Annotated in this window: 4 protein-coding genes; 3 read left to right on the top strand and 1 reads right to left on the bottom strand. The window is 59.7% G+C overall.

What is annotated here, in order from left to right; translation table 11 throughout:
* Positions 1-190 precede the first annotated feature (190 nt).
* Positions 191-865, bottom strand: a complete 675-nt coding sequence (locus M3461_16245; GenBank protein ID MDQ3775778.1) for a hypothetical protein — start codon at positions 863-865, stop codon at positions 191-193.
* A 2,631-nt stretch (positions 866-3,496) separates the two neighbouring features.
* Here M3461_16245 and M3461_16240 point away from each other — a divergent pair.
* The 3 genes from M3461_16240 to M3461_16230 all read left to right on the top strand — a co-directional run.
* Positions 3,497-3,706, top strand: coding sequence for a sugar transferase (locus M3461_16240; protein ID MDQ3775777.1), 210 nt, complete (start codon positions 3,497-3,499; stop codon positions 3,704-3,706).
* Positions 3,707-3,734: 28 nt separating this feature from the next.
* Entirely contained in the window at positions 3,735-6,656 is a 2,922-nt protein-coding gene (locus M3461_16235) for a WD40 repeat domain-containing protein (GenBank protein ID MDQ3775776.1), read from the top strand.
* Positions 6,657-6,667: 11 nt separating this feature from the next.
* On the top strand, positions 6,668-6,918 hold a 251-nt coding region (locus M3461_16230), incomplete at its 3' end, for a hypothetical protein (GenBank protein ID MDQ3775775.1).

Here is a 6,918-nt window from a genome sequence, read left to right as displayed (position 1 = left end):
CTCGCCCACAAGCTCCACAGGCTCACCAACAAAATTACAGAAAGAATGATGCACTAACCCAATCCACACTCCGAGTGTTCAACTAACGCTGGAACTTGGGTGTTCAATTAACGCTGGTACTTCACCGGTAAGCCGTGAGCGAATGCGCGACGGCACCAGTGTCAACGGAGGGCGGGGGAGCGTCCTGACCTTAGAACGCGAGCCGGATGCCGGCGCTGATGCGATTCTCCACCAGATCTGCAGTGGGATCCGTCGAGCTGCGTTCTACGCGCCGATACTCAATCGTGCTTGTCAGGTGGCGACCCAGCTCGCGACGCAACCCCAGATGCAAGCTCAGCAGATCGTCTTGCCGCTCATCGGTTAGATCGGTGTTTGTACCCACGGCATTTGTATCCACGGAGGTCCAGCCCGCGCTCATATCCAAATAGGTCAGCCGGCTGATGTTCCGCGTCCATAGGACACTGGCTCCCCAGAAATCCTCCCGTGCGCCGCTGAACTGAAAGTCCCTCTCTTCTTGAAAGACCAGGATATCGAAGTCGTTCCGCCCGGCCTCGAGCACGACCCCACCGGATAACCTTCGTTGCACGTAGACCTGATCGCTGAGTGTCGGTATCCCGGCGCCAGTGACCGTCGGCATCCCGTCGGGACGCACAGGGACGTTCTGGACCGACACATCGGGATTCTGCCAAACGAAGACGTTCAACGTGTCGCCCGGGGCGATCAGGTATTCATAGTTTTGGAGTGACCCGGTGACCGTGGCGGTCTGGGAGCCGTTGTGCAGCCAACCGCATGCCGCACTCACCAGGCAGATGCCCAATATTAGCGAGGTCCTGATGGGATGCCGGGTCGTATGATTAGCGTTCACGGATAGCCCTCCGTAGATGGGCGTCATAGCGTACCAGGTCCCGCGCGTCAAGTACATACATGTTAGCAGTCATCCAGATCCCGGCGATGGGCATGTCCGTCGTCCCCGTAACCCCTGCACGTCGGCATTCATGGGTCTCACCGATGTGCGACCGTGCAGGCTTGGCATTGGACGAGCTCATGTGAGCGATGCTAGGGCAACTCGACCGCAAAGTTGGTCCGGATCACGCCGGCGGTGCTGACGTAGAAGGCCACGCTTCCATTTGCATGAAGAACACCTTGCGTAGGATCGCGGTACGCGTCGATACCTCCATCTTGGTTCGAATGTTCTTTAGATACCATCGGACCGTCTCGGGACTGACGTCGAGAGTTATGGCGATTTCCTTGTCCGTTTTGCCGGCGGCCAGGGCGGTGATTACCGAGATCTCCCGCGGCGAAAGATGATACAACCGCTGAGCCTGGTGCATGTCTAATCTACGTAGGTTGATCGGTTCAATGACGATGCCGATAAGCGATGATCCCGAGTCTGAGTGCGCTTCGAGCCAAAAACCGCGGAGGCCGTACCAGCTAGTACCCTGTGAGACCAGGAGTTGCAGGATGGGCGTTTTCGTCGAGCTACTACCCGCGCTGTTTCCGGACCAACGTGTCCTCTCGGATGACAGGAGTTGCCCGCGTATATCCGCAAGATGCTTGTCTACGTTCCGCTGTGTCAGGATGATGTCTCTCGCGCTCGCATTGTAACATAGCACGTCTCCGTCGACGTTCAATATCATCAAGCCCAACCCCACGGAGTCGCGTTTCTGGAAGACGTGTGCTAATTGGTTTGTTAACGATACAGCGAGGTCTCGGCGATCGTACGGGGGCGAGCGATCCGAGACGTGGAAATTGTCCGGGCCTGACGGGCTGCGAATGGCGGTGGACATGAGCTTCTATCCCTGATAGTTGACATAATCGTCTTGATCTACAACAAGCTCTGGGCATGTTGGCCACTCTCCCCGTTCTCGCGCTCATCGAGCGTCGTTCTCTAAGGTTGCGATCTGACCACTCGCGGTTCCACCGCAGTGGTAGCTTGGAGGGCCCTCGGTGTCGTTATTGACCAGCGCCTGCTGGACCCTAGTTCATCGCGCTATCAAGCAATACGTGTGCCGGCCTAGCCTCTGGCCATTCCGATTGGGCGATACAGTCGTAATGAGCGCACTTTGCTAGAGTTCTGTGACGAGACCCCTTTCGGGGGTGGGGTGATTTGGTTGGATGCCCGGGTGCGCCGGTATTCTGACGCCTTCCAAGCCGTACGGGGGGTCCCTTTGACGTTCCTGCGGGAGCGTATGTTCGGTGCGACCGCCGCGTGCGCGTGCATGAACCGGGAACCACTCGTGTGTTCGGGCTTGCCCCTTTGGCCGTCTTGAACGGGTAAATCACCGCGCCGTACACGCCTGCGTGACGAACCCCGTCGGGTAGCGGTAGGCTGTCGCGCAGTGACGACAGCCACGAGAGAGCGTCAACCGATTGTGCCAATGTGGTGGAGAACCGGATTCATGCGGGAGCGACGGGGGCGAGCTGGTAGCACTCCTGGGGAGCATGAGCAATGTGGGCCTTTGCGGCCCGAAGAGGGACGGACGGCCTGTTCACAACCCTTGCCTCGGAATCGTAGCGCTCTCCGGTATTAAATCAGGCGCGCGAACCGTGAGGATTGCGGATGATGTGGGGCGCAAGGTCCTCGCCAGGCGTAGCGCCTATAGCCTCTCTGGTGCCCCCGCGCGCCGAACCCAAGGCGGGTCCGAGCCGTGGTGCCCGGACCTCAAGACGTTCAACACCCGCCGAGGGTCCCCTTCTTTTCGGCACCCTACGACGTTCGCACCCCTCCAAATAGGGGGATGCAGAGGCAGTGGAAGGGCGTTATCGTGCAGCTCTTAACCTAACCTTTACGGTGCGCTGGTGACCCCGACCTCTATTCGACAGACCCGCATGATCCAAGCGCGGTACCGTCAGTGGTGAGGCATCGATCGCGGTGGCGCGAGGCGCCCCGCTTCGAAAGGGAATACGTATGCCGCAGGGCACAGTATGCTACGGGTAAAGGGAAATATCATAACTAGCGACGGAAATCGCCATATGTGGCAAGGTTGGAAGCGGCCTAGCCTGCGCGACGCCTTGATAAGCCCGCGGCACTTGTCGCCCCCATACACCGATCTCGGGACGAGTGGGAAACGCCTTCCGCATATCGATGGCGAGCCGGTAACGCAAGGCCGTCTGAAGAGTGGGGGTGACCGGTTTCCGTCGTCTCATTTGTCCTTGCCGTCCTGGCTCCATTGGCACTAGACGCTCTGGGTCTCATGGGCGTCGCGCTTCCCAGCTATCCAATATGAGCGCTCGTGGGCGCCCCGTTCCTGTTTGCGAGTTCGACCGTCTTGGCGATGGCATGGCGATGGCATTGATGGGCTTATACGACCCAGACCTACGGATAGTTCTGCTACGTAAGTTTCGCAGTGTGGAGGCGGATGTCGAAGGGGATGGGATCGCGTGCTGGGCTGCGGTTGCGGACTGAACTCGTGACCAGGGTCGGGGCGTTCATCCGGCGGACCCGTCTCCATGAGTTGTCCCGGCTAGTGAACGTGTGAACGTCTTTCAGGACGAGATGAGCCTAGTAGGCCCGCGGCCGGAACAACCGGAGATGGTCCGCGAACCAACGGAGTCACTACAGTCTCGCTTTCGATCGCGCGGTGATCCTACCGACACCGCACTTGGTGATATGGGGAACGCGAGCACTGCGATCGGGCAGCGGAAGCCGGCCGCCGCATTATTGGTAGGTGGACCAAAGTGTCGTCAGGGATTCCCTGAGGGGTAGGTAGCATATGGGCGGTAAACGGACTTCGATGACCACATTCGCGCTGCTGTTCGCGTCGTTTTTGTTATTGGTATCTGGCGCAGTGCCGCTAACGCGCGATCTACTCCGCGATCCAGCCGGAGTCCTCCAGGGCTTCCAGGCTCGGACGCGGCTTCCGACGGTTGCTTTCAGTCCAGATGGAACGCGCCTGGGCGTGCTGGGACACGGCGCCGTCGTGACGTTGTGGGATGTGGCGTCCGGACAGAAGGGGCCTGTGCTGAAAAGTCAGGGCGCCGACATCATGGCGCTTGTATTCGACCCCAACGGGCGCAGCGTGGCGGGAGTGGGTGCCGATGATCGGATCATCCTTTGGGATCTAACCACCGGGGCCGACCGTCTCACGCTGTTCCCCGGCCCTCTGGGAAGCAACGTGAGAGCCGTAGGATTCAGCCCGGATGGAACGGCACTAGCCAGCCTGGGGGACCACGGTTCTGTCATAGTGTGGGATGCCGCGACGGGTAATGCTACGTACGTGCTATCCGGCCATAGCGATGCCATCAATGGCGTGGCGTTCAGTCCCGATGGGAAGCTCCTAGCCACTGCCAGTCGGGATTCGACCGTTGCCTTATGGGACCTTTCGATAGGAGAGGAACGCGTAACCCTAAATAGCCCATCTCCGATTGAGCGCCTCGCATTCAGCGCGGATGGTGGCATCTTGGCCGGTGTGGATCAGGAGGGTCACATCCTGTTGTGGAGCTCCGCGACCGGCAAGCTCGACCGCACCCTGGCTGGTCACGCCGGTGCCGTTACGGAAGCCGTCTTTAGTCTTGATGGACGCACCCTTGCCAGCGTCGGCACCGACACGCGCATCACGCTGTGGGATGTAGCCACCGGCCGCCTTCGATTGACGCTTGGAAATCAGGCCGGCGTCGCTGTGAACGACGTGGCGTTCAGCCCGGACGGGAAGACCCTCGCCAGCGCTACCGATGACACGGGGATTGGGCTTTGGGAGGTAGCTACCGGTAGGCTGCGCAGGACCCTCGCCGACCACGATGATTCCGTCGCCTCGCTGACCTATAGCCCGGATGGCAGAACGCTCGCGAGCGTCAGCAAGGATGGGCAGGTTATAGTTTGGGACCTCGCTCGAGGAACTAAGCGCTTCACGCGACATATTGCCGCGCCTGGTGCCGATGCCTTTGCTGAGGCGGCTAACGGCGCGAGCAACATGAACGCCGCTGCCCCCTCTGATTCACCTGCGATCGAACCGGCGCCGGGTATCGATTCCGAAACGCCAAATCAGCGTCGAGAGGCGCAGGGCCTGCCCCTTGCCAACATAACGTCGACGGGCCTCCGTAAGAAGGCGCGTAGACACGATTGGAAAGGCACCACCGCGCTCGCTGTGAGCCCCGACGGGGCGCTTGTAGGTACCGCCGGAGAAGACAGTGCGGTTCGCCTATGGGACGCAACCGGGTCAGAACGGTTCGCGCTGGCCGCACACCATGGTGCCGGAGTCACTGGGGTAGCTTTCGGTGCGGACGGGACCCGTTTAGTGAGTGTCGGCAGGGACACGGAAGTCCGGCTCTGGGACGTCACCACTGGGACACAGAGCAAGGTGTTACTGGGCCATGAGCATCCCATCAGGACGATCGCCGCTAGCCCGGACGGTAAGAGCCTTGCCAGCGCCGGCGAAGAGACCAGGATCCTGTTGTGGGACGCCGGTACCGGAAAACTAACTCGAATCCTGTCGGGTCATACCGATTTTATCAACAGCCTCGCCTTTAGCGGGAATGGAAAGCAATTGGCTAGCGGTGACGCGGCTGCCCGTGTGCTGCTGTGGGATGTGGCGACGGGCAAGCTTGTAAAGACCCTCCTTGGCCACTCGGGGGAGGTAAATGCGCTCGCCTTTAGCCGAAACGGTAGCGTCCTCGTCAGTGCCGGCGAAGATGCTCAGGTAAAGGTATGGAATGCAGCGACCGGACAAGAGGTCCGAAGTCTTCTGGGACATCAGGCGCCCGTTAGGGCGGTCGCCATCAGTCCAAATGGACAGACCGTGGTGAGTGCGGGAGAAGACACGCGCATCTTGGTATGGGATTTAGCAAGCGGTCAACTGCGTAGGGCCCTTCCGAGACACAACCGATTCATCAATGCGCTTGCTTTCGATCCGACCGGCCGGTTATTTGTGGGAGATGAGGATGAGGACCTTACGGAGTGGAACGTTTCCGTCGGCAAGAAGCTTAGGGTAAGACGAGCTGTTAAACGTCTGCAACAGAATAGGTCCTCCTCAGCCGCACCCTCTACATCACAAACTCTGGGCTTGCTCATTCCCTCCGATTCTGACCGGAGCCCCTATTCAGACAATAGACGAAACGCTAATCTCTCGTTGCAAGGGCTCTTTGGTGCGGTTTTAGAGTGGCTGGTTCCTGCCGCCGCTGCGCAATTGCCTGATCCGAACCAAGGACCGGGCGGGCCCATATTGGTTGTCACCGGTGCTTCTTCCACGTTCGGAAAGTACTACGCGGAGATACTGCGCAGTGAGGGGCTCAATTTATTCTCGGTGAGCGATATCTCATCCGTGAATGCCGCGATGCTAGCGAGCTACGACGCGGTCATCCTGGCGCCTGTGTCCCTTTCGATCGCTCAAGTGGGGATGTTCACTGACTGGGTAAACGCTGGTGGTAATTTGATTGCCATGCGGCCTGATCCGCAGCTCTCGGGCTTGCTCGGGATTTCCGTCACAGGCGCTACACTGTCCAATGCTTACCTCCTTGTCGATACCAGCCAATCGCCCGGCAACGGAATCGTCGGCCAGACCATCCAGTTCCATGGTACGGCGGATCGGTATACGCTGAACGGCGCCGCAAGCCTTGCGACACTCTACGCTGACGCAACCACAACAACTCCGAATCCCGCGGTAACGCTGCGGAGCGTTGGCGCGAATGGCGGGCAGGCAGCGGCTTTGCCTACGACTTAGCGACGTCTATCGTGTACACGCGGCAGGGCAACCCGGCATGGGCAACGCAGGAGCGTGACGGATTCACCCCGATCCGCTCGGACGACAAGTTCTTCGGAAACGCTACTGGAGATCCGCAGCCGGACTGGGTTGACCTGAACAAGGTAGGTATCCCGCAGGCAGATGAACAGCAACGGCTGCTCGCGAACCTGATCCTTGAGATGAACCGGGACAAGAAGCCTTTGCCGCGCTTCTGGTACTTCCCGCGGAGTGAGAAGGCGGT

It is taken from the genome of Pseudomonadota bacterium, from assembly GCA_030860485.1.
Lineage (GTDB): Bacteria > Pseudomonadota > Gammaproteobacteria > JACCXJ01 > JACCXJ01 > JACCXJ01.
Note: the sequence above shows the minus strand (reverse complement) of the source record. Positions and strands in the feature narration are given on the sequence as shown.

What these genes read in the sequence shown, in the direction of transcription:
- M3461_16240 (MDQ3775777.1), top strand. Translation starts at nt 3,497, where the DNA reads ATGAGCCTAGTAGGCCCGCGGCCGGAACAACCGGAGATGGTCCGCGAA.
- M3461_16235 (MDQ3775776.1), top strand. Translation starts at nt 3,735, where the DNA reads ATGACCACATTCGCGCTGCTGTTCGCGTCGTTTTTGTTATTGGTATCT.